This window comes from Paracoccaceae bacterium, assembly GCA_012103375.1.
Taxonomy (GTDB): Bacteria; Pseudomonadota; Alphaproteobacteria; order Rhodobacterales; family Rhodobacteraceae; genus WLWX01.
Genome location: WLWX01000001.1, coordinates 329,331 through 352,401, shown reverse-complemented (window position 1 = coordinate 352,401; position 23,071 = coordinate 329,331). Strand labels below are relative to the sequence as shown.

The following is a 23,071-nucleotide window of genomic DNA, read 5'->3' as shown; positions in this document are numbered from 1 at the left end:
ACCCGGCGCTCATACCGCACCGGGAATCTGCCCTGCCCTACTGACCTTCGGGCACAAGGATCTCTCGCTTGCCGACATGGTTGGCCGGGCTGACGAGGCCCTGATCCTCCATCTGCTCAACCAGGCGCGCGGCTTTGTTATAGCCGATGGCCAGCTTGCGCTGGATGTAGCTGGTGGAACACTTGCGGTCCTTCAGTACGATGGCGACGGCGGTGTCGTACATCGCGTCTTCGCTGTCGGTGTTTCCGCCCAGACCCAGCACCAGTTCAATGTCGGATTCCGAGTCATCCGACGGGCCATCGACAACACCGCTCATATACTCCGGCGGGCCGAAGGTCTTGAGGTGGTTGACGATTTCCTCAACCTCTTCATCGCTGACGAAGGGCCCATGAACCCGCGTAATCTTGGCCCCGCCGGCCATGTACAGCATGTCACCCATGCCCAGCAGTTGCTCGGCCCCCTGTTCACCCAGGATCGTGCGGCTGTCGATCTTGCCAGTCACCTGGAACGAAATCCGCGTCGGGAAGTTCGCCTTGATCGTGCCGGTGATCACATCGACCGAGGGGCGCTGCGTGGCCATGATCAGGTGGATGCCGGACGCCCGCGCCATCTGCGCCAAGCGCTGAATGCAGGCCTCGATTTCTTTACCGGCAACCATCATCAGGTCGGCCATTTCGTCCACAACGACGACGATATAGGGGATCTTCTCGGGCGCGAATTCTTCGGTCTCGAAGACGGGTTCACCGGTGTCATCATCAAACCCGGTCTGCACCGTGCGGCTGAACATCTCGTCCTTGGCCAGCGCATCGGCCACCCGACCGTTATAGCCTTCGATGTTGCGCACGCCCATTTTGGACATTTTGCGATAGCGTTCTTCCATTTCGCCGACGACCCACTTCAGCGCGACAACCGCCTTTTTCGGATCGGTTACAACGGGGGACAACAGATGCGGGATGCCGTCATAAACGGACAGTTCCAGCATCTTCGGGTCAATCATGATCATCCGGCATTCCGCCGGGGTCAGCTTGTACAGCAGGCTGAGGATCATGGTGTTGATCGCAACCGATTTACCGGACCCCGTGGTCCCTGCGATCAGCAGGTGGGGCATCTTGGCAAGGTTCGCCACAATCGGATCGCCGCCAATATCCTTGCCCAGCGCCAGCGGCAGTTTCTGGGTTCCGTCGCCGAAATCGCGACTGGCCAGAATCTCGCGCAGCAGCACTTTCTCGCGGTTTTCATTGGGCAGTTCGATACCGATGACCGACCGTCCCGGAACCGTGCTGACACGGGCCGACAGGGCCGACATCGAGCGCGCGATATCATCGGCCAGACCGATCACCCGGCTGGCCTTCAGTCCCGGCGCGGGTTCCAGTTCGTACATGGTGACAACGGGGCCGGGGCGGACGCTGACGATTTCGCCTTTGACGCCATAGTCGTCCAAAACAACCTCCAGCATGCGGGCGTTTTCTTCCAATGCCTCATCGCTCAGCTGGCTGCGTTCGATGGTAACCGGATTTGCCAGAAGGCTGAGGGGGGGCGTTTCAAATTCATCGCCATGCTCATCAAAGCCCAAACCTGGCTGCGCCTCGGCGCGCGCCTGACGTGACTGTTTCGGGGCCTTGCGGATCGGATGCTGCACCTTGCGCGCCAGTTCGGCCAGCGGGGCCAGCATCGGGCGAGATTCTGTCGCCTCTCCGCCAACGTCTTCAATCGGATCGGGGGTGAATCCGTCGTCGAAATTTTCGACAAATGCGTCCAGATCGTCATCGCTGGGCGCCGGCGGCACCAGACCGGATATGGTTCCCGATGCCCCGCCGCCTGCAACCGCAGGATCGTCTTTGGCACGCAAGGCGCCACCAAGGCTCGGCTCGCCCGATGCTGCGCGCGATACCAGTGGCGGTACGATGCGCGCTGGGGCTGCTGCGCTGGACGGTTCCTGACCGACACGTTTGCGGATGACGTCTGCAATCCGCGCGGAAATACGCGCGTCACCTTCAAGGTCATCATAAGCCTCGAATTCGTCCTCGGCTTCCTCTGCATCCTTGTTGCGTGTCAACGCGGTGAACAGGCCAGACATCCCACTGCGCTTTTCGACCGGCGCGTCGGGCATGGCCGCCTTGGCGGCAGCTTCGGCTTCAAATGCGGCAATCGCGGCCTCACGCCGTTGCGCGCGTTTGGCGGCAGTATTGCGCGCCACGGCGACCGACCCGGTCAGGGAACGCGTCACCAGCGCGGCAATTCCGGCGTAAACCATGATGATCCCGGCGGCCATGATGCGGAACCCCAGACGCAATTCACGCCCGTTCACACCCAGCACGAACAGCGCCATGGCAACCGCCCCGATGGCCATCACGAAGGCCATCGCCTTCAGGCCCAGCGCCGTGCCCAGCGGAACAATCCCAAGAATCGCACCCAGCACCGTGTCGCCGAACAACCCGCCCAATCCGAACGAATGCGTCCAGGCCGAGGTCGGCACATGGGTCGAGGCATAGACCGACGCCACCGCAATCGCGATCGGCGCAAAGATCAGCCGCCCGATGGCGCGTTCTTCCCCGACGTGCAGAACAAACCGCGCGCCCCAGACCGTCAGCACCAGCGCCAGCCCCCAGGACCCCATGCCCGCGATGATATAAAGCGGCGAGGCGATCGAGGCCCCGAACCGCCCCAGCATATTGGCCGCAGGTGCATCCGTCGCCGTCAGCCAGCTTGGGTCTTCGGGCACATAGGTCGCCAGAAGCGCGGCAATCGCCAGCCCCATCGCAATGAAGGCAAATCCCAGCAATTCCTTGCCGCGCCGTTCCAGAGTCGCTTGCGTTGCACTGTCGAATAGCGGGTCACGCCGCCGGGCTGAATAAGACGCCATCTGATTTACCTCACGTATACAGGCAGTCACGAAGCCGGGTCAGGCCGTGCTGCAGGTCTTCTGTTGGGGCGACCATGGCCACCCGGATATATCCGTCACCCGGCGTGCCGCCGCCGGGGGTCGTTTCGCGCGCCAGATAGGCGCCGGGCAGAACCCGGATGCCGGTCTGTTGCCACAGCTTCAGCGCTGCGGCCTCTCCGTCATCGACGGGTAGCCACAGGAAGAAGCCGCCTTCGGGCGCGGCGCAGCCATCGACGCCCGCAAACACTGCATCGGCAATGTCGTATTTCTGCTGATAGAGCGTGCGGCTCGCCTCCACATGATCCTCATCCGCCCACAGGCGTTCCGACACCCGCTGGATCGGCAGAGGCACCGGCGCGCCGGAATAAGCGCGCAGACGGCGGATGTGGCGCATCGATTCTGGCCCAGCCGCCACAAAACCCGACCGCAGCCCGGCCAGGTTCGACCGTTTGGACAGCGAATGAATAATGATCGCGCGTTCAGGATCGGCCCCGACTTCTTCGGCGACCTCAATCAACCCGGCAGGCGCGGCATTACGATAAATCTCGCAATAACATTCATCGGCGATGATGCGGAAATCATGGTGTTCAGCCAGGGCCAGAAGCTCGGCCCAGTAATCCCGCGTCGCAACCGCGCCCTGCGGGTTTCCGGGCGAACAAACGAATGCAACCTCGGTTCGGTTCAGCACGTCGGTCGGCAAGGCGGCATAATCCGGCAAAAACCCGGTGTCTTCGGTCGCCGAAACAAAAATCGGCTCGGCCCCGAGGGTCAGCGCGCCCACTGCGTAAACCTGATAAAACGGGTTCGGCACCAGAACCGCCGGGCGGCTGCCATCGCGCGCCGCTTCCGGGCAGAGCGCAAGAACCGTGTTAAACAACCCCTCACGCGACCCATTCAGCGCCATGATCCTGTCCACCGGCACCTGCACGCCATAGCGCCGCGACAGCCAGGACGAAATCGCGGCCAAAAGCTCTGGTGCGCCATCGTTGGGCGGATAAAGCTGAAATCCGCGCGCCGTCGCCGCAATCCCTTCGGCGACCCAGTCCGGGAACGCATGTTTGGGCTGACCGATGGACAGATGCAGCACATCGCCGCCCGGTTCATGAGCGTCGAGAAGGTTCCGCAGACGCGGAAACGCATATTCTGGCAGGTTCGAAAACCGCTCAGGAAAAACCATATCTGCCTCAGTCCGGGATCATTGGCGCCCCGTGTAAGGCCTAGAATAAACTAGGAAATGCCCGCTGGTCCAGTGCGCAGTTCAGGCACAGGGGCGATGTTGCATTTAGGCAAGTTCCGCCTCAACCGCCGCGCCGATGCGCAGCAAACGCGCCTCTGCCATGGGCGCGCCCATCAGCATCAGACCCGTCGAAGGCACACTCTGTGGTAGTGTCAGCGCACACAGCCCCAACAGGTTGCCGATACGGGTATTTCTAAGCGCCATCAGGTTGGCACGCACGAAGTAGTCATTGTCGGTGTTCAGCCGGTCGACATTCGGCGGCATGATCGGCGCAGTCGGTAAAATAACCGCGTCAAATCCCGCCGTTGCCGCCAGATATCCGGCGCGATGGGCCTCGATTTTGCGCCATGCGGCGATGTAATCGGGGGCAGACACAGTCGCCCCACCCCGGAATCGTTCACGAACCTGATGGAACATGGCGTCCGGGTTGGCCTCTATCTGGTCCTGCCAAAGGCCATAGGCCTCACTCGCGAAGACCAGACCGGATGTTCCCAGAACCGCCTCAGCATCCGGCAAGCTGCGCGCCTCGATCACGGCCCCTGCCGCACTCAACCGGGTCAATGACGCCTCATACCCTTGCAAAACAGGCGCTTCGGCATCCACAAGCGGCGCACCCTGCAAAGCCAGAAAGCGCAGGCCCGACAGCGATGCGCCGGTCAGATCAACGGGCCTTGACCCCTCCATCGCGGCCAGCAGCAGGCTGGCATCCTCGACCGACCGGCACAGCGGCCCAACGGTATCAAAACGCGGGCATAGCGGAAAGACACCGTCCAGCGATACCCGGCCCGAGGTGGTTTTCAGCCCCACCAGATCGTTCCACACCGACGGAATGCGCACCGAACCGCCGGTGTCCGAGCCGATTCCCGCCGCTGCCAACCCGAACGCGACCGAGGTTGCCGCCCCCGAAGACGACCCGCCCGGCGCCGCACCGGCATCATTCACACACGGCGGCGTTTCAGTCATCGGGTTCAGCCCCAACCCGGAAAACGCCAATTCCGTCATATGCGTCTTGCCCAGACAGACCAGCCCCGCACCGGTCGCGTTTTTCAGCACCCGCGCGTCCCGATCCGGCACCCGGCCCGCCAGCAATTTGGTTCCCGCCTCGGTCACTGTTCCGGCGGTATCAAACAGGTCCTTCCAGCTGATCGGCACCCCGTCGAGGGCGGACCGTCGCTGGCCCGACGCTGCGCGATCCCGCGCCGCCATCGCTTCGGATCGCGCACGATCCGGCGTGGTTCGCGCATAGATGCGCGGGGTCAGATCATGGGCGGCGACTGCGTCCAGATAGGTGTCGGTCAGGTCCACCGGGTCGATATGTCCCGCGGCAATCGCGCGCCCCAGATCCGCCGCCGTCATCTTCAGCCAGTCGCCCATATCGCGCCCTCCGTTGGTCGCCCGACGCTAGCGTCACCCGGCCACATGGACAATCCCGCACGACCCCGGTTAGGTCGCACCCATGGCACATGATGCAGATGTTCTGATTGTCGGCGGCGGGCTGGTCGGGGCCTCGCTGGCGCTGGCGCTGGATGGCGCGGGGCTGTCATCGGTTCTGGTGGATGCCACGCCCGCGGGGCGTCAGACCAGCCCCGATTCTGATGGCCGGAGCTATGCGCTGGCGCTGTCGAGCGTGCGTATGCTGAAAGCCATCGGCCTTTGGCCGGCCCTGGCCCAAACCGCCCAGCCGATGCTGGAAATCAAGGTCAGCGACGGGCGAGCGGGCAGCGGACCTTCCCCTTTCGTCGCCGAATTCCACCATGGCGAGATCGAGGAAGGCCCGATGGGTCATATGGTCGAGGATCGCCATCTTCGCGCGGCCCTGCAAAGCGCAATGGACGCCGCGAAACGGGTCACATGCCTGTCCGGCCTGACGGTCGAGGCACAGGAACCGGGCAGTGCCGGGATTGCCCTGACCCTGTCGGATGGGCGCAGCCTTTCGGCGCCGGTGGCGATCGGCTGCGATGGACGTATGTCAGCTACCGCCAGTCGGGCCGGGATACGCCACCAGCGCCTTGACTATGGTCAGACCGCACTGGTCTGCGCGATTGCCCATGAGCGCCCGCACAATGGTGTCGCGCATCAGTTTTTCATGCCCGAAGGGCCACTGGCGGTTCTGCCGCTGGCAGGCAACCGATCCTCCATCGTCTGGACCGAGGCGACCGCGCGGGCCACCGCGATCCAGGCGCTGAGCGATGGGGATTGCTTGCAGATTCTGCGCCCAAGGTTCGGGGATTTCCTGGGGAGTATCTCGCTTGCCGGGGCGCGCTGGACCTATCCGCTGGGTCTGTCGCTGGCCGATGATTTCGCTGCGGATCGTGTTGCGCTGGCTGGGGATGCGGCCCATGCGGTGCATCCGATTGCGGGGCAAGGCCTGAACGCCGGTTTGCGCGATGTGGCCGCATTGGCCGAGGTTTTGGCCCACGCCAAGCGGCGCGGCGAAGACATCGGGCGCGCCGATGTTCTGTCGCGGTATGAGGGTTGGCGCCGCGGCGATGTCACCACGCTGGCCCTGGCAACAGATACCTTTAACCGACTGTTTTCAAACGATGATCCAATCCTGCGCGAGTTGCGCGACATTGGGCTTGGCGCGGTGAACGCTGTGCCCGCATTACGCCGGCGCTTCATTCGTGAGGCTGCCGGTCTGTCCGGCGATGTCCCACGACTTTCAGCAGGTCAGGCGATCTGACCGCGCGAAGCTCTGCCCAGCCTCAGGTCATCACATCCGGGGCATCCCAGCCCGTTGCGCCTTTGATCCCGGCGATGTCTTCCGCCGCTGCGATGATCGGCGCAAGCGCTGCCTGCGTATCAAGGTTCAACTTGGCGGGATCATCCTCGTACCGCTCAAGATACACCCGCAGGGTCGCGCCGACCGTGCCGGTTCCCGACAGGCGGAACACCACACGAGATCCACCTTCAAACCCGATCCGCAGCCCCTGATGCTGTGACCGCGACCCATCCACAGGATCGTCATAGGCAAAATTATCGGCGGACGTGACGGTCAGGCCCGCAAAGCTTTGCCCCGGCAGGTCGTTCAGTCGCGAGGTCAAATCCGCCATCATCTTCGCCGCATCACCCGCATCAACGCCTTCGTAATCGTGGCGCGAGTAATAGTTGCGCCCATAATTTGCCCAGTGATCTGCCATAATCTCAGCCACGGATTTTCCACTGGCGGCAAGGATGTTCAGCCACAGCAGAACCGCCCAAAGGCCATCCTTTTCGCGGACATGATCACTGCCGGTTCCGGCGCTTTCCTCACCGCAGATCGTTGCGCGGCCTGCATCAAGAAGGTTGCCGATGAACTTCCACCCGGTCGGCGTTTCGTAACAGGCGATCCCCAAGGCATCGGCCACACGATCCACCGCACCCGAGGTCGGCATCGACCGCGCCGCCCCCTTCAGCCCGCCGGCATAGCCCGGCGCCAGATGCGCGTTTGCCGCCAGCACGGCCAGACTGTCCGACGGGCCGATATAGATGCCGCGCCCGACGACCATGTTGCGGTCGCCGTCCCCGTCGGAGGCTGCGCCGAAATCGGGCGCATCTGACCCCATCATGTGATCCATCAGATCCTTGGCCCAGATTGGGTTCGGATCCGGATGACCACCGCCAAAATCCGGCAGCGGGGTCGCATTGACGACACTGCCCGGCGCCGCGCCAAGGCGGCGTTCCAGAATCTCTGTCGCATAGGGTCCGGTGATCGCATGCATGGCGTCAAACCGCACCCGGAACCCGCCTGCGAACAGCGCGCGGATCGCATCGAAATCGAACAGGGTTTCCATCAACGCGGCATAGTCGGCGACGGGGTCCACAACCTCGACCACCATCCCGGCCAGAGATTGCGTGCCCAGGGCGGACAGGTCGATATCCTGCGTTTCGACGATGTGGTATTCGCTGATGCTTTCGGTCGCCGCGAAAATTGCGTTGGTCACATCCTCAGGCGCCGGGCCACCGTTCGGGGTGTTGAACTTGACGCCGAAATCCTCATCCGGGCCGCCGGGGTTGTGGCTGGCCGACATGATGATGCCGCCATCGGTGCCGTTCTGCCGGATCAGGTTTGACGCCGCTGGTGTGCTCAGCAATGCGCCCTGCCCGACGATCACCCTGGCTGCACCAGACGCCGCCGCCATCCGCAGGATCACCTGCGCCGCGCGGTCGTTGAAATAGCGCCCGTCGCCCCCCAGAACCAGGGTTTTGCCCGCCACCCCGCCGATCCCGTTCCAGATCGCCTGCACAAAGTTTTCAAGGTAATGCGGCCCCATGAACACCGCCGTCTTCTTGCGCAGGCCGGATGTGCCGGGCTTTTGCCCGCTGATTGGCTGGGTTTGAATGGTCAAGGTTTCCATCAGGGTGACTCCGCTTGGGTGGCCAGCAGCACCAGGCTGGCGGCGTTAAGGGGGAATGTAGTATCCACATGCGCCCGCGGCGATGCTTCCGGCTGTGAAGTATCAAGCAGGCGGTGCCAATCGCCATCTGGCAGATGTATCCGTGTCGCCGGACCGGCATTCAGCGCCATCAGCATTGCCGTGGAATCAGTCGCCCCCGGCGCATCGGCGGCGATGCGCAACTCGGCGATCACCAGACGCAGATCCGGCCTGGTCCAGTCGGCAGCCTCCATCACGGCCCCATCAGCGCGACGCCAGATCAGATCGGGCGCACCATCGGCCCTCGGTTCGCCGTGCAGGAAATGCCGTTGGCGCAGTGCAGGCCAGGCGTGGCGGATTTCGATCAATCGGCGGGTGAATTCCTGCAATCCGGCGTCCGCCCCGGCCCAGTTGATCCACGTCGTCTCATTATCCTGATTGTAACCGTTGTTGTTGCCGTTCTGGGTGCGCCCGCCCTCATCCCCGGCCAACAGCATCGGCGTGCCCTGCGACAGCATCAGCGTCGCCAGCATGTTGCGCTGCCGTTGCGCACGCGCGGCCAGGATATCGGGATCATCGGTCGGACCCTCGACGCCGAAGTTGTCCGAAAAGTTCTGACCGTGGCCGTCGCGGCCACCTTCACCGTTCGCCTGATTATGGCGGCGCGCATAGCGGGTCGTGTCGGCCAGCGTGAACCCGTCATGGGCCGTGATCAGATTGACCGAGGATGTCGCCGCGCGCCCCGAATGATCAAACTGCGCCGCTGAGCCCATCAGCCCGGCGGCCATATCCGCCGCCTGCCCTGCGTCACCGCGCCAGAATCGCCGCGTGGTGTCGCGAAACCGGTCGTTCCATTCGGCAAAAGGCGCCGGAAACGCGCCCAACTGATAGCCTCCGGGGCCGATATCCCAGGGTTCGGCAATCAGCTTCACGCCCACCAGCGCCGGGTCTTGCCGGATGGCGTCCAGCAAGGGCGCGCGTGGGTCAAACCCGCCTTCCCTGCGCGCCAGCGTAGCCGCAAGATCGAAGCGGAAGCCGTCAACGCCCATCACCTGCACCCAATAGCGCAGGCTGTCCATCACCATGCGCAGCACCATCGGATGCGTCAGATCCAGCGTGTTGCCGGTGCCGGTGTCGTTGACATAACGGCTGCGATCCGCCGCCAGCCGATAATAACTCGCGTTGTCGAGGCCGCGAAAACACAGCGTCGGACCCAGATGATCCCCCTCACCCGAGTGATTGTAGACGACGTCCAGAATCACTTCGACGCCATCCTCATGCAGCGCCGCGATGGCGCGCTGAACCTCGATCACCTGATCGCTGGCCAGATAGCGTGGATCGGGCGCAAAAAACCCGACAGTCTGATACCCCCAATAGTTGGTCAGCCCCAGATCGACCAGAAACCGATCATTGATGAACGCCTGCACCGGCAGCAATTCCAGTGCAGTCACCCCAAGGTTTGTCAGATGACCGCGCAACCGGGGGTCGGCAAGCGCCGACCAGGTGCCGGGATCGGCCACGCCGGGCATGCATGCGGTCAGGCCTTTCAGATGCGCCTCGTAAATCACTGTCTGTTCCAGCGGCCGGCCTGCAATGCGGGGCGCCTCGGGTAAGGGCGCGTCAACAACGCAGCGCGGCATGAACGGGGCGGTATCGGTCGGGTTGGCCACGTCGCCATCGAACATGGCCGGGTCCCAGATCGGGTGACCGGTGATCTTGCGCGCATAGGGGTCCAGCAACAGTTTCGCCGGGTTGAAACGGTGCCCCTGATCCGGGGCAAACGGCCCATGGGCGCGCAGACCGTAATGCTGGCCCGGACCGATCCCCGCGATATGACCGTACCAGATACCACCTTCGCGCCCGGGCAAAGCAAAGCGTTCCTCGGTCCCGGCATTGTCGAACAGACAAACCTCGATCCGAACCGCATTGTCGGAAAATACCGCGAAATTCACCCCAGCAGGGTCGGGCGTTGCCCCCATCGGGTACGGACGACCAGACGACAGTGCCGGCATCCCCGTCACCGGGCGAGGGCGCCATAAAGCTGGGCATACAGCGGCGCCGAGGCGTCCCACCCCACCGGCTGACCCATTGCGTTGCGTTGCATCTTTGCCCAGATCTTTGGCGCGCGCCACAGGTCCAGCAAGCGCGCGAAGGCCCCGGCGACGGCGTCCGCCGTGACGGGGTGAAACTGAATGCCCGTCGCCACGCCACTGGCCAGTGCCACAGGGTTCGCATCGATGACCGTATCCGCCAGGCCACCGGTGCGCGCCACCACAGGCAAGGTCCCGTAACGCAGCCCGTAAAGCTGCGTCAGGCCGCAGGGCTCAAACCGGCTGGGCACCAGAATCGCGTCGGCCCCGGCAATCATCCGATGGCTCATCGCTTCGTCATAACCGATGTGCACGGCCACATTCGGATGACTGGCCGCCCCCCTCCACGCCGCTTCGAGCCGTTTGTCACCGGTCCCCAGCAGGGCCAGCTGGCCACCGTGGTCAATCAATGCAGGCAGCGCATCCAGCAGGGCATCAAGACCCTTTTGCTCCGACAATCGCGACACCACGACCGTCAAAGGCCCGTCCGTATCGGGCAATCCGAACTCTGCCCGCAGGGCGGCCTTCGCCCTGGCCTTGCCGCGCGGGGTTGAATAGGTCTTGATCGCCGGATCGGTCACCGGGTTCCAGACCGTCGCGTCGATGCCGTTCAAAATACCACTCAGATCGCTGGCACGGGTCTTCAACACGCCGTCCATGCCCATCCCGAATTCCGGCGTCAGCAACTCCCGCGCATAGGTGGCCGAGACGGTGTTGATCTTGTCCGACCAGACGATCCCGGCTTTCAGGGCCGAGGCTTGCCCCCAGAATTCGAACCCCGCGCTGGTGAAATCCGCCCGGTCGAGGCCCAGCTCAGCCATCGCAGCCTCTGGGGCAAGCCCGTGAAACGCGACATTGTGGATCGTCAGCAGTGTTCCGGGCCGGTTCGCCGTGTCGCGCAGGTAATAGGGCACCAGCCCTGCCTGCCAGTCATGCCCATGCACCACATCGGGCTGCCAGCCCTTGATCGCTCCGGTCGCAAGCCGCGCGGCCATCTGGTTGAACGCCGCAAACCGCTGCGCATTGTCCGGCCAGTCGGTCCCGCCTGCATCAAGATAGGGCGAGCCATCGCGGTCAAACAAATGCGGCGCGTCAAAGACCAACAGGTCAAGGCCCGCCGCTTCCCCGGCCAGAACCCGCACCGGTCCGCCGAAGAAGTCACGCTCTTTCAGGACTGTTTTCGCGGACGTCAGTGCGTCGGTGACCGCCGGATATCCGGGCAGGAAGCTGCGCACACGCCACCCTTGGCCCGCCATCGCCCCGGGCAGCGCGCCGACGACATCGGCCAGCCCGCCGGTTTTCACCAGCGGGGCGCACTCGGACGCGACCGACAGGACCTGCGTCATGCGTTCGCGTTCCACCGGTCTATCATCGGCTTGGTAATCAGCGTGACGCCCCCGTCCGAGACGTTGAACCACTTGGCATCCTCGGCCGCATCCTCGCCCACGACCAGTCCTTCGGGGATTTGGACACCCCGGTCGATCACCACATTGGTCAGGTGCGCAGATCGCCCAATCTCGGCATAAGGCAGCACCACAGCCCCGCTCAACTGTGCATAGGAGTTTGTATGCACCTGCGTGAACAGCAGCGAATTGCGGATCTGCGTGCCGGACACGATGCACCCGCCCGAAATCAAGGAAGAGACTGCGGTTCCGCGCCGATCCTCGGAATCATGAATGAACTTGGCTGGTGGCACGCTTTCCGAATAGGTCCAGATCGGCCGATTGTGTTGAAAAACTCCGAAATCAGAGCGTCGCGGATTTCTTGCGAAAACCTATGAAGCGAAATAGTCGGAAAGCTTTGACCACGAGACAGCGCATGGCTGCGCGTGAGCGCATGTAGGCGATTTGGGCCGACCCCCGCGCCAAAAATTTAGGATCGGGCTGCATGGAAAGAAAAATCATCGTTCAGGCCCTAAAACGGAGTTTTTCAACACAATCGGCCATTTGCGGTCCCACAGGTCCAGATCGGGCTTGAAATCCGTCAGGTCGATATTGGCCTTCCAGAACGCATCCACCGTCCCCACATCACGCCAATAGGCAGGCGCTTCGGGCGCGTGGCGCACGCAGCTTTCATCGAACCGATGCGCCATTGCCTTGCCGTTCTTGACAATCTCGGGGATGAGATCGCTGCCGAAATCATGGCTGGAATTGCTATCGTCGGCATCCTTCAGCAACAGATCCCGCAGGAAGTCCCAGCGGAACACATAGATCCCCATCGAGGCGAGCGCGACACTCGGGTCATCCGGCGTGCCCGGTGGATCTTTGGGTTTTTCCAGAAACTCGGTGATGCGCCCATCAGCATCCGTGGCCATCACGCCAAAGGCGGTTGCTTCGACGCGCGGAACGGTCAGACACCCCACAGTGACGTCTGCGCCGGTCTTTTCATGCTGGCGCAGCATCATCTCGTAATCCATCTTGTAGATATGGTCCCCGGCCAGAACCAGCACGTAATCCACATTGTAACTGTCAACGATATCAATGTTTTGCGTGACGGCATCCGCGGTTCCCAGATACCACTTATGCTCACTCACCCGTTGGCTGGCAGGCAGGATATCAAGGTATTCATTGCGCTCGGCCCGAAAAAAGCTCCAGCCGTGCTGACAATGGCGGATCAGCGAATGTGCCTTGTATTGCGTCGCGATGGCCATCTTTCGAATGCCCGAGTTCAGCGCATTCGACAGCGCAAAGTCGATGATCCGGGTCTTGCCGCCGAAATAAACCGCCGGTTTGGCGCGCATGTCGGTCAGTTCCTGTAATCGGCTGCCGCGCCCACCTGCCAGCACAAAGGCCATGCTGCGTGCAGAAATCCGGTCGTTCATATTGGCCATGTCAGTCCCTTTCCAGGTCGGTTTCGGGGTCGGTATCGGGCATCAGGATAATCGTGCTGAGCGGCGGCAGCGTCAGGTTCGCCGAAGCCGGCTGACCGTGCCAGCCATCGCCCGAGGCTTTGACGACACCAAGGTTGCCTCTGTTGCCACCGCCATAGATTTCGGCGTCCGTGTTCATCACTTCGCGCCACCGACCTGCCAAGGGCAAGCCACAGCGCCAGCCACTGCGTTCCACCGGGGTCATGTTACTGATCACCACAGCGGGCGGGTCGTCCGGTCCGCCAAGCCTAAGCCAGGCAAAGATTGATTGCGCTGTATCGCCGCCTTCGATCCACTGAAAACCCGCGGCCTGGCAATCAAGGGCATGAAGCGCAGGCGTGCCACGATAGAGCGTGTTCAGATCGCGCACCAAACGCTGCACGCCCTTATGCGCCGGATCGCCCAACGCGCCCCAATCGACCGAGGCGTCGTGGTTCCATTCGCTCCGCTGCGCCAGTTCCTGCCCCATGAACAGCAGCTTCTTGCCCGGATGGCCCCACATGAAGCCGTAATAGGCGCGCAGGTTGGCGAATTTTTCCCAATCGCTGCCCGGCATCTTTGTCAGCATCGCGCCCTTGCCGTGCACCACCTCGTCATGGCTGATCGGCAGGATGAAATTTTCCGAGAACGCATAGTCGATGCCAAAGGTCATCTTGTGATGGTGGTGGCTGCGATTGATCGGGTCTTCGGCCATGTAGGACAGCGTGTCGTTCATCCAGCCCATGTTCCACTTGAACCCAAAGCCGAGGCCGCCAGAATCCACTGGCGATGAAACCCCCGGATAGGCGGTCGATTCCTCGGCCACTGTCATGATCCCCGGCACTTCGCCGTAGGTCGTGACGTTCATCGCCTGAAGCATGCCGATGGCCTCGTAATTCTCGCGCCCGCCATCCTTGTTGGGAATCCACTCACCCGCATCGCGCGAATAATCGCGGTACAGCATCGAGGCGACGGCATCGACCCGCAGCCCATCCAGGTGATATTCTTCCAGCCAATACAACGCGTTCGAGACGAGGTAGTTGCGAACCTCGGTCCGGCCATAGTTGAAAATCAGGGTGTTCCAGTCGCGGTGGAACCCCTCTTTCGGGTCGGCGTGCTCATAAAGATGCGTGCCGTCAAACTGCGCCAGCCCGTGCGCATCGGACGGGAAATGCCCCGGCACCCAGTCGAGGATCACGCCGATCCCCCGGTCATGCGCCGCTTCGATCAGGTCGCGGAATTCATGCGGCGGGCCGTGGCGGATCGTCGGCGCGTAAAGGCCCACCGGCTGATAGCCCCATGACCCATCGAACGGGTGTTCGGTGATCGGCAACAGCTCGATATGGGTGAAGCCCATGTCATGGGCGTAGTCGATCAGCTCAACCGCCGCCTCCTTATAGGAAATCGGGCGATTGCCATCCCGGCGCTTCCAGCTTGCCAGATGCACTTCGTAGATCGAGATCGGCGCGCGCCGGTCCTGATGCCCAGCGCGAGTGTCCATCCAACCATCATCGGACCAGCCATAGCCCAGGATATCGCGCACAACGCTGGCGTTATCAGGGGGATGCTGGCTACCAAATCCCATCGGATCGGCCTTCAACAAACGCTCTCCGTGATGAGGCAGGATCGCGTATTTATAGGTGTCGCCGTCGGCAACGCCTGGCACAAACGCCTCCCAAACGCCGGTATTGCCGCGCTGCGCCAAAGGCGTCGCACCGTCGTTCCAGCCGTTGAACGATCCGACAACCGATACGCCTTGGGCGTTCGGGGCCCAGACAGCGAAATGCGTGCCCGCAACACCACCCTGCGCGGTCACATGCGCACCCAGCGCCGTCCACAACCGCCGATGCGTCCCTTCCGATATCAGATAGTCGTCAAGTTCACCCAACACGGGTTTGAAACCCGCGGAGTCGGCGGCGTCATCGGCGGATGATTTATCCGATGTCATGTCTACAGGCTAACGCCCTGACACCACAGGTCAATTCCAATTCCAAGAATCATTCGGCCGCCAACGTGGTCGCGCCATTGACCGGACCCGCGTGCCAGATGTCCGACAGGTACCCGCGTATCGTGCGGTCCGACGAAAACCAACCTGACCGCGCGGTGTTCAGCGCCGCAATCCGGGCCCAGCCGTCACGGTCGCGATAGGCCGCGTCCGCCGCGCGCTGCGCCCGCCAATAGTCGCTGAAATCCGACGCGACGAGGAAGTAATCTGGCCCGCCAACGTTGTCGGCAATATGCCCGAATCGATCAGGATCCCCATCGGAGAACATGCCAGACCGGATCGCCTTCAACGCGCCCGCAAGGCGCGGATCAGCCGCGATTGCCTGCCCGGCGTGCCCATCAATCGCGCGGCGCGCATCAACCTGATCGGCCGTCATGCCGAACAGGAAGAAATTCTCGGCCCCGACATGATCGCGAATCTCGACATTTGCGCCATCCAGCGTTCCCACAGTGGGCGCACCGTTCAGCGCAAACTTCATGTTACCGGTGCCTGAGGCTTCCTTGCCAGCGGTCGAAATCTGCTCACTCAGATCACTGGCCGGGATCAGACGTTCCGCAAGGCTGACGTTGTAGTTCGGGGCAAAGAACACCTTCAGCTTATCGCCCGTCACCGGATCCGTGTTCACCACCGCCGCGACCGAGTTGATCAGGTGGATGATGTCCTTGGCAAAGCCGTATCCGGGGGCTGCCTTGCCGCCGAATATCTTGACCCGCGGCGTCCAATCCGCGTTCGGATTTGCCCGCATCTCTTGCCACAGGGCAATCGTTTCGATGATGTTGAGATGCTGGCGCTTGTATTCGTGGATGCGCTTGATCTGCACATCGAACATGGCCGCCGCATCGACGTCCAGCCCATGTTCGCGGCCCAGCCAGTTCGCCAGATCGACCTTGTTGGCGTGTTTGGCCGCCGCAAACCGGTCGCGCCAGCCGGCATCCTCGATGGAAGGTTCCAGCCGCTTGAGCTGTTCCAGATCGTCCACCCAGTCGGTGCCAATCGTCTCATCAATCAGGCCGGACAGACGCGGGTTGCAGCCCAGCAGCCAGCGGCGCGGCGTGACGCCGTTGGTCTGGTTGACGATCCGGTCCGGGTGCAGCGAGTGGAGCTCTTCGAACACCGTTTCCTTGACCAGACCGCTGTGCAGCGCTGACACACCGTTCACGCGGTTCGCCATCACAAAGGCCAGCCGCCCCATCTTCACGTGGTGATGGTCGCGAATACCCTGTGTCCGCTTGGGGTGCGCCTTGGCGTGCGCGTCGTCGATGACGCCGATCAGCTCCATATGGCGCGGCAGAAGATGCGCCATCAGCCCCTCGGACCAGCTTTCAAGCGCTTCGGGCAGCAGCGTATGATTGGTGTAGTTCAGCGTGTTCTGCGCAATCGCGATCGCATCGGGCAGGTCAATCCCACGCTCATCATGCAGCAGGCGGACCAGTTCCGGCCCGGCAATCGCGGGGTGCGTATCGTTAAGCTGGATCGCAACTTTCTGCGGCAGCAGGCGCAGATCGCCGTGTTCGCCTTCGAACCGGCGCAGCAGGTCGCGCATGGATGCGGCCGTAAAGAAATACTCTTGCTTCAGGCGCAGCGCCTTGCCCTGATCCGTGGTGTCATCAGGATACAGAATCCGGCTGATCGTGCGCGCCAGTGCTTCGGGTTCCGCCGCCCCGGCGTAATCACCCTGATTGAACCGATGCAGATCGAACGAGGTCACCGGCACCGCACCCCAAAGGCGCAGCGTATTCGCCCAGCGCCCCTTCCAGCCAATCACCGGTGTGTCATAGGCCCGCGCGATTACCGTTTCCGCCGGGCGCCATTCGTTGCGATCCCCGTTGCGGGCAACCTCTCCTCCGAAACCGATGTTAAAGGCGGCCTCGGGGCGTTCAAATTCCCAGGCGTGGCGCTGGGTCAGCCAGTCTTCGGGTTCTTCAACCTGGCGACCATCTTCGAACCGCTGCCGGAACAGCCCGTGTTCATAGCGGATGCCATAGCCCATCGCGGGCACGCCCAGCGTCGCAAGGCTTTCCATGAAACAGGCCGCCAACCGCCCCAGGCCACCATTGCCCAGCGCCGCGTCAGGTTCATTCGCCATTACCTCGTTCAGTGACAGGCCCAGATCGGCCATCGCAGCCTCGGCCGCCTCGCCCAGTCCAAGGTTCACGATGGCGTCCTGCAACAGCCGCCCGATCAGGAATTCCATCGACAGGTAATAGAATGGCCCGCTTGGCCCCCGCCCCGTATGCGGCCCGTGTCGAGGTGAACCAGCGGTCCATCATCCGGTCGCGCACCGCCAGCGACAGTGCCATGCGCCAGTCATAAAGCTTGGCGTGCTCGGCATCTTTACCCAGCGAATAACCCAGATGGCGCAGCACTTCTGCGCGTAAAACGTCCGTCGTCATATCTGACTTCCCATTTGATCAGGGCGCTTATTCAGCCAATGGCCGGGCGGCGCAAGGTCAATTGCTGCAATGCAGCGTTGCGTCAGGCACTCTCGGCCCACTTCCAGGGCCGGGTGAATTGCCCCAGCACTGCGTTAACTGTCGCGTCGTCAGCCTCGCCGGTCTTTTTCACCTTGGCGACCAGACCGAGGGCCTTGTCTTCCACCACAGATTCGATTTCGGCGGCGACGCCAGCTTCGGACAGGGCGGCGTCATAGACACGGGCAATCGCACTGCGACGCAGATCGGGCTTGAACACTTTGCCGACTGCGGTTTTCGGCAGTTCATCCATGATCTCGATGTATTTTGGCAAGGCCGCGCGTTCGCTGATCCTGCCCAGCAAAAATGCCGTCAATTCGTTCGTCGTCGCCGATGCGCCTTCGACCAGTTCGACATAGGCGGCCGGAATCTCGCCGGAATGGGCATCGGGCTGACCAATCGCACCGGCCATGGCCACGGCATCATGCCCGGCCAAAGCCTCTTCAATCACCGCAGGGTCAATGTTGTGCCCGCCCCGAATAATCAGATCCTTCGCCCGCCCGGTAATCCAGAGATAGCCATCTTCGTCAATCCGACCCAGATCGCCGGTCCGCAAAAAATCACCATCCGCAAACAGCCCCGCGTTCTTGGTGGCATCGGTATAGGGATGCCCGGCCCAGACACCGGGTGTGGACACGCAAATCTCACCCACGTCGCCAGGCGCACATTCGGCCTTCACGGTGCCATCCTCGGCACAATCCAGAATGCGCACCCGGCTGTAGGGCAGCGGCACCCCGACCGAGCCGATTTTTTTGGTCCCATCCACCGGATTGACCGCGACCAGACAGGTCGCTTCGGTCAGGCCATAGCCTTCGGTGATCTCAACACCCGAGGCTTCGTTGAAACGCCGGAACAACTCGATCGGCATCGGCGAAGACCCGGAAAACACATTCCGCACGGTCGAGATATCGGCGTCCACCGGCCGTTGCATCAATGCCGAAACCGCCGTGGGAACCGTGATGATGAACGTCACCTTCCAGCGCTCGATCAGCTTCCAGAAGTTGTCGAACACCCCATCGCCGCGATAGCCCGCTGGTGTCGGGAATACGACATGGCTGCCAGAGGTCAGCATCGCCATCAGGATCACATGCACCGCGAAGACATGAAACAGCGGCAGCGGGCAGATGATCGTATCCTGTTCCGAAAACAGCAGCCGCGCGCCCAGCCAGCCATTATAGATCATGCCCGAATGCCGATGCTGCGCGACCTTGGGCATGCCGGTCGTGCCGCCGGTGTGGAAATACGCGCCGACACGGTCCTCGGTTATTTCGTCGAATGTCAGCTTGTCGGACGGCTCTTTCGCCAGTTCCGCCACGAAGTCTAACACCTGCGCCTTGTGGAGCCGCGGGTTCTTCGGACGGATCAGCGGCACGATCCAGCTTTTCGGCGGGCTGAGGTAGCGGTTGAGGTCAACCTCCAGCACCGTCTCAACATTCGGCGCCAGCGCCAGCGCCCTGGCTGTATTCTGCGGCACATCCGTTTTCGGGAACGCCTTTAACGTCACCACGACTTTCGCCCCGGTTTCCCGCAGGATCGAGGCGATCTTTTCAGGCTCCAACAGCGGATTGATCGGATTGACGATCCCCGCCGTCATCCCGCCCAGCAGGGCAAAGATCGTTTCGGTCGCATTGGGCAGGATATAGGCGACAACGTCATCGTCGCGAATACCCAGCCGATGAAACAGGTTCGCAGCCTGCGTCGTCTTGGCGAAAACCTCGTTCCAGGTCAGCGTCTCGGCCTTGTCGCGCGGACCCGATTCCAGTTGATAGGTGATCGCCGGGCGGTCCCCATGCGCCGCCGCCGTCTGGCCAATCCGCGCATAGACCGAATGCGCCATGCCCCGGTCTTCCCAGCTCGATTCAGCTTCAATCGCCCTGCAGTCGGCAGTACCGGCAAAGTTGCGCATAATGATCTCTCCCCGGAGCGCGGCCATATGGCTGACCGTCATATTAAAGCGTTTCGGCTGATTGTGTTGAAAAACTCCGAAATCAGAGCGTCGCGGATTTCTTGCGAAAACCTATGAAGCGAAATAGTCGGAAAGCTTTGACCACGAGACAGCGCATGGCTGCGCGTGAGCGCATGTAGGCGATTTGGGCCGACCCCCGCGCCAAAAATTTAGGATCGGGCTGCATGGAAAGAAAAATCATCGTTCAGGCCCTAAAACGGAGTTTTTCAACACAATCGGCTTGAACCTGAATCGCGAGGGATTCCCTTGAGACCTGATCTGTGATTCATCCTGTTTGGGAGGATGGATCATGTCAGCACCTTTGCCATCTGCGCTTCGGATACGGTTTCAGAGATACATTGAAGAAGGGTTGAGCGGGCGCGCGGCGGCGTTGCGGTTGAAGCTGTCGCCTGCCACAGGCGCGCGGTGGGCGCGTCAGGTGAGGATGAAGGGTCATGCGGAACCTGCCCGGCAGGGACCGCCGCGCGGCAAGGGAAAGCTGGCTCCGCATCGGGAATTCTTTGAGGAGTTGATCGCACAAGACCCTGACATCACGCTCTTTGAGTTGCGTAATGCGCTGGCCGATGCAGAGGGTGTGCGGGTGCATCACTCCTCCATCGCCAACCTTCTGTCCCGGCTCGGCTTCACGTACAAAAAAAGTCGCTGGTCGCAACCGAGCGCCGCCGCGCCAAGGTAAGGCAGCAACGGGCCGACTGGTTCAGATACCGCTCGCCAGCCATTGCGACCTTTCCTGAGCGCGTTGTCTTTATTGACGAAACCGCAGTGAAGACAAACCTCACGCGCCTACGCGGCAGAGCCAAGCGCGGTAAGCGCCTGACGATGGATGCGCCCTTCGGAAGCTGGGGAACCCAAACCTTGATCGCGGGCCTGACCCAAGGCGCGCTGATCGCACCTTGGGTCATCAAGGGAGCGATAGATGGCCCCGCCTTCGCGGCCTACATCCGCGAAGTGCTGGTCCCCGAGATCAACCCCGGCACTGTCGTCATTCTCGACAACCTGGCAACCCACCGGAATAAGGAGGCGACGCAGGCTTTACGCAATCACGGCTGCTGGTTCCTTTACCTGCCACCGTACTCGCCCGACCTGAATCCCATCGAGCAGGCCTTCTCTAAACTGAAAGCCCATTTGCGACGGATCGGGGTCAGGTCCTTTACCCAGGTCTTCGAAGCAATCGGAGCAATCTGCGATCTCTACGACCCAGTAGAATGCTGGAACTACTTTAAGGCCGCCGGATATGTCTCAGGTTAATGTCGAAACGCTTTAGGGAAGAAAATGCGCTATTTGCGGCGATCCCGCAACGTTTTGCGCAAATCCGGCACCGCGTGCCTATTCAGCGGCCATGCCTTCGGTGAACTGAAGGCGTGCAAGGCGGGCATAAAGCCCCCCTTCGGCAACCAGCGTGTCATGGGTGCCTTCGCCCACGATGCACCCCTCGTCCAGCACGATGATCCGGTCCGCCTGTTTCACCGTGGCCAAACGATGCGCAACAATCAGCGTGGTGCGATCCTGCGCCAACCTCTGCACCGCTTGCTGCACGGCACGCTCACTTTCCGCATCCAGCGCGCTTGTCGCCTCATCCAGCAACAGCACCGGCGCGTCCCGCAGAATTGCCCGCGCAATCGCGATCCGCTGCTTCTGCCCGCCCGACAGCATCACGCCGCGCTCTCCGACATAGGTGTCATAGCCGTCCGGCAACGCGCCAAGAAACCCATCCGCAGCCGCCGCTTTTGCCGCAGCCTCGACATCCGCATCGCTCGCGTCCGGTCGGCCAAAGCGAATATTCTCACGCGCCGTCGCCGCAAAGATCACCGGATCCTGCGGCACCAGCGCCATGGCGCGGCGAAAATCGGTGCGCGCCAGATCGCTTAACGGTTGCCCGTCAAGGCGGATTTCACCGGCGGTCGGATCATAGAACCGTAACAGCAATTGCAGGATCGTCGATTTGCCCGCCCCCGACGGCCCGACCAATGCGACGGTTTCCCCAGGCTTGATCCGCAAGGCGATTGCGTCCAGCGCCGCGGCATCGGGGCGGGCCGGATACCGGAAACTGACACCGTCAAATTCAATCTCGCCCCGGACCGGATGCGCCAGTGTCGCTGGCTGCGCCGGATCGGCAATCGCGTCCTCGACATTCAGCAATTCCACCAGACGTTCGGTCGCACCGGCAGCCCGCTGCAACTCTCCCCACAGTTCGGTCAGGGCCGCCACGGACCCTGCGACCAGAACCGCATAGATCACGAACTGCACCAACTCACCCACCGTCATCAGATCAGCGCGCACATCGCGCGCCCCGATCCACAGCACCCCAACCACGCCGGAAAATATCAGCGCGATCACGATCATCGTCATCAACGCCCGCACCCCGACACGGGTTTTCGCAACCTGGAAACTGCGTTCGGTCACGTGGGCAAATTCTTCTTGGCTGGCGGCCTCATGGGTGAAGGCCTGAACCGTCTGAACGGCCAGCAACGCCTCGGACGCATTGCCCGAAGACGCCGCGATCCAATCCTGATTTTCCCGGCTGAGCACCCGCAGCCGCCGCCCCAGAACGAATATCGGCACCAGCACCGCAGGCACGATCAACAGCACCAACAACGTCAGCTTGACCGAGGTGAACAGCAGCAATGTCAGCCCGCCAAAGAACAGCAACGTGTTGCGCAAGGCCAGCGACAGGGACGAACCGATGACCGACAGGACCAGAGTTGTATCCGTGGTGATCCGGCTGATCACCTCGCCGGTCAGGATCGTCTCATAAAACTTCGGGCTCAGCGTGATGACCCGGACAAACACCGCCTTGCGGATATCGGCCACGACCCGTTCGCCCAGCCGCGTCACCAGATAATACCTGAGGCCGGTTCCTACGGCCAGCATTCCCGCCAGCGCCAGCGCGGCCAGGAAATACTCGTCCAGCAAGGCCACCGCGCTGCTTTCAAACCCATCCACGACCCGGCGCACCGCCAGCGGCAGGATCAGCGCCACCCCGGCCGTCAGCACCAGCGCCGAAAACGCCGCCAGCATCAGAAGCTTGTATGGCCGCATGAACGGCCACAAACCGCGCACCGCACCAACACGCCGGGATGTCGCCCGTTCTTCCTCGACCTGTCCGCGCGCCATGATGCCCTCGTTCGGATGCAATCCGCGCGTGATACTAAGCGCGCCCGCCACTCACAAGATCACCCACGGCAAGTTCATCACAGGTCCGGTTGGTTCAGAGG

11 protein-coding genes and 4 pseudogenes are annotated in these 23,071 nt (G+C 62.2%); 3 read left to right on the top strand and 12 right to left on the bottom strand.

From position 1 onward, the window contains the following. Positions 1 to 37: 37 nt before the first annotated feature. The 3 genes from GKR99_01780 to GKR99_01770 form a co-directional block, all read right to left on the bottom strand. On the bottom strand, positions 38 to 2,863 hold the full coding sequence (locus tag GKR99_01780) for a DNA translocase FtsK (protein ID NKB26343.1): 2,826 nt from the start codon (positions 2,861 to 2,863) through the stop codon (positions 38 to 40). Positions 2,864 to 2,873: 10 nt separating this feature from the next. Next, a complete protein-coding gene (locus GKR99_01775) occupies positions 2,874 to 4,061 on the bottom strand; it encodes an aminotransferase class I/II-fold pyridoxal phosphate-dependent enzyme (protein ID NKB26342.1) in 1,188 nt (395 codons plus the stop codon). A gap of 105 nt (positions 4,062 to 4,166) precedes the next feature. Then, entirely contained in the window at positions 4,167 to 5,495 is a 1,329-nt protein-coding gene (locus GKR99_01770; protein NKB26341.1) for an amidase, read from the bottom strand. 82 nt (positions 5,496 to 5,577) lie between these two features. Between GKR99_01770 and GKR99_01765 the strand changes: the two genes are divergently transcribed. Continuing rightward, a complete protein-coding gene (locus GKR99_01765) occupies positions 5,578 to 6,804 on the top strand; it encodes a 2-octaprenyl-6-methoxyphenyl hydroxylase (protein ID NKB26340.1) in 1,227 nt (408 codons plus the stop codon). Between the two features lie 22 nt (positions 6,805 to 6,826). Here GKR99_01765 and GKR99_01760 read toward each other — a convergent pair whose 3' ends face one another. The 4 genes and pseudogenes from GKR99_01760 to GKR99_01745 all read right to left on the bottom strand — a co-directional run bounded on the left by GKR99_01760 (position 6,827) and on the right by GKR99_01745 (position 12,286). Next, entirely contained in the window at positions 6,827 to 8,458 is a 1,632-nt protein-coding gene (locus tag GKR99_01760; GenBank protein ID NKB26339.1) for an alpha-D-glucose phosphate-specific phosphoglucomutase, read from the bottom strand. After that, on the bottom strand, positions 8,458 to 10,488 hold the full coding sequence (gene glgX, locus GKR99_01755; GenBank protein NKB26338.1) for a glycogen debranching protein GlgX: 2,031 nt from the start codon (positions 10,486 to 10,488) through the stop codon (positions 8,458 to 8,460). The genes GKR99_01760 and glgX overlap by 1 nt, the downstream gene beginning before the upstream one ends. Positions 10,489 to 10,493: 5 nt before the next feature. Beyond that, the gene (glgA, locus tag GKR99_01750; protein NKB26337.1) at positions 10,494 to 11,912 is read right to left on the bottom strand and encodes a glycogen synthase GlgA; all 1,419 of its coding nucleotides are present in this window, start codon (positions 11,910 to 11,912) and stop codon (positions 10,494 to 10,496) included. Then, positions 11,909 to 12,286 (bottom strand): annotated as a pseudogene (locus GKR99_01745) (glucose-1-phosphate adenylyltransferase). Before GKR99_01745 ends, glgA begins: the two are co-directional and overlap by 4 nt. Here GKR99_01745 and GKR99_01740 point away from each other — a divergent pair. Beyond that, on the top strand, positions 12,256 to 12,408 hold the full coding sequence (locus GKR99_01740; protein NKB26336.1) for a hypothetical protein: 153 nt from the start codon (positions 12,256 to 12,258) through the stop codon (positions 12,406 to 12,408). The pseudogene GKR99_01745 and the gene GKR99_01740 sit on opposite strands and share 31 nt — an antisense overlap. A gap of 61 nt (positions 12,409 to 12,469) precedes the next feature. Here GKR99_01740 and GKR99_01735 read toward each other — a convergent pair. The 4 genes and pseudogenes from GKR99_01735 to GKR99_01720 all read right to left on the bottom strand — a co-directional run bounded on the left by GKR99_01735 (position 12,470) and on the right by GKR99_01720 (position 19,796). Continuing rightward, positions 12,470 to 13,396 (bottom strand): annotated as a pseudogene (locus GKR99_01735) (glucose-1-phosphate adenylyltransferase). Position 13,397: 1 nt separating this feature from the next. Then, the gene (gene glgB / locus GKR99_01730; protein ID NKB26335.1) at positions 13,398 to 15,362 is read right to left on the bottom strand and encodes a 1,4-alpha-glucan branching protein GlgB; all 1,965 of its coding nucleotides are present in this window, start codon (positions 15,360 to 15,362) and stop codon (positions 13,398 to 13,400) included. Positions 15,363 to 15,411: 49 nt separating this feature from the next. Then, a pseudogene (gene glgP, locus GKR99_01725) lies at positions 15,412 to 17,812 on the bottom strand (glycogen/starch/alpha-glucan family phosphorylase). Positions 17,813 to 17,894: 82 nt separating this feature from the next. Then, positions 17,895 to 19,796 (bottom strand): acyl-CoA synthetase, encoded by a 1,902-nt coding sequence (locus tag GKR99_01720; GenBank protein NKB26334.1) that lies wholly within the window; start codon positions 19,794 to 19,796, stop codon positions 17,895 to 17,897. Positions 19,797 to 20,145: 349 nt separating this feature from the next. On the opposite strand from GKR99_01720, the pseudogene GKR99_01715 reads away from it, so the two are divergent. Next, positions 20,146 to 21,104 (top strand): annotated as a pseudogene (locus GKR99_01715) (IS630 family transposase). 78 nt (positions 21,105 to 21,182) lie between these two features. On the opposite strand, the gene GKR99_01710 reads toward GKR99_01715, so the two are convergent. Next, entirely contained in the window at positions 21,183 to 22,970 is a 1,788-nt protein-coding gene (locus GKR99_01710; GenBank protein NKB26333.1) for an ATP-binding cassette domain-containing protein, read from the bottom strand. Positions 22,971 to 23,071 lie beyond the last annotated feature (101 nt).